Raw genomic sequence first — 1,453 nt, forward strand, 5'->3', positions numbered from 1 at the left:
GTAACTGCTCAGGTGGTTGGCACTGATGCCGATCAAGCGACGGCGAAGCGTCCATCGACGAGATCGCGGATTGCGCTGAGTGCGGACTGGCCAGAGAGGCGTGCAGTGCCTGTGACGGAACGGTATCCTGCATGGATCTGAGCGCCCCAGTCTGATCTGAAGCCGTTGGTGACCTTGCGGAAGACGACCGAGGGTCGGATTTCGCGCTCGGAGATGTTGTTCGTGGCAGGCACGTCACGGTTTGTGAGGAAGACGAAGAACTTCCCCCGCCATGCCTTGATCTGTTTGAGCAGGACACGCCCGGCAGGATGAGCGACGGGCCTGGCGACCAGACGATCGAGGATATTGTCGGCTTTGGCAGCATAGGCGGCCAGCGTGCTATCCTTGAGCTGGTCTCGTCGTCGCCCGACCTTGATCACCCAGCGCAGATGGTCGCGGATGTGTGGGGCAAAGGCAGTGTCGCCGCTGTCTATGGCGTACTGAACATCGCGAAGCACATGCGCGAGGCAAACCTGGTGCTCGCGTCCCAACTCCTGCTGGCCTGAATAGCGGTCGGAGACCCAGACATCCGGTCGATGCTGCCCCAGCACGTCTTCTGCAACGCTGCGGGCCCGGCGCGAGGCAATCTTGTGCAGGACAGCGTTGCTGGACAGGAACACCCACTGCCACTGGATCACGCCGTTGGTCCGGGTCGTCGTCTCATCCGAAGCAATGATGCGCGCCTTGAGCAATCTGGCGCGGATCGCAGTCGTGGCCGCATCCATGCTGGTGCGCAGGCGGCGGAACATGTTGGCGATGGCGCCTTCGGAAATCGTCAGCCCGAACAGTTCGCCGGCAATCCGGGAAAGACGCTCGAAACCCACGTGATGGCTATGGTGCAGATAGGCCATGAGCGCCCGGATGCCGGGGCCGAAGGGCGAACCGGGCGCCATGCCCATAGGCGCCTGCGCCTTGTAGCGTCGGCCACAGCACCGGCAGCGCCCACCCCACAGTTCGACGCGGGTGACGACGGGACGGATTGGTGGCAGGTCGACGTGATCGTAGCGCTGCCGGCACTGCTGTACCTGGCCGGTCACATCCGTACCGCAGTGGCCGCACTCGCTGGCCATGACGCGTTCGGTCTTGTCTGGTGCCTCCGCCAGTGGGCGGTGTTTGCCCTCGCGCGGCGGGCGCTTGCCTGCCTTCGGCTTGCGCCCTTTGCCACCCTTCTTGCCGAAATCATCCTTCGACGGCGGGATGTGCGAGTTCGAGGATGTCTTGCGCGGCTTGCCAACCAGCCCCTCAAGTTCCGTAATCCGCGCCGCCATCCGCTCGATCATCTCGTGCTGCGCAAGCAGAAGCTCGTTCTTCTCAGCTTCGCTCAGCACATGAAGCGGGGGTGGGGCCATCCCAAGGGTGAATCAAACTCCGAGTCACCGCGCAACCATTTTCTGCCAACCTCGTGAGCAGTTAC

Annotated in this window: 1 protein-coding gene; it reads right to left on the minus strand. The window is 63.1% G+C overall.

The window, feature by feature from the left end; translation table 11 throughout:
• Positions 1–32: 32 nt before the first annotated feature.
• Complete coding sequence (gene tnpC / locus I2488_RS19390; protein ID WP_196277438.1) at positions 33–1,388, minus strand: IS66 family transposase; 1,356 nt, start codon at positions 1,386–1,388, stop codon at positions 33–35.
• Positions 1,389–1,453 lie beyond the last annotated feature (65 nt).

It is taken from the genome of Novosphingobium jiangmenense (assembly GCF_015694345.1).
GTDB classification, from domain to species: domain Bacteria; phylum Pseudomonadota; class Alphaproteobacteria; order Sphingomonadales; family Sphingomonadaceae; genus Novosphingobium; species Novosphingobium jiangmenense.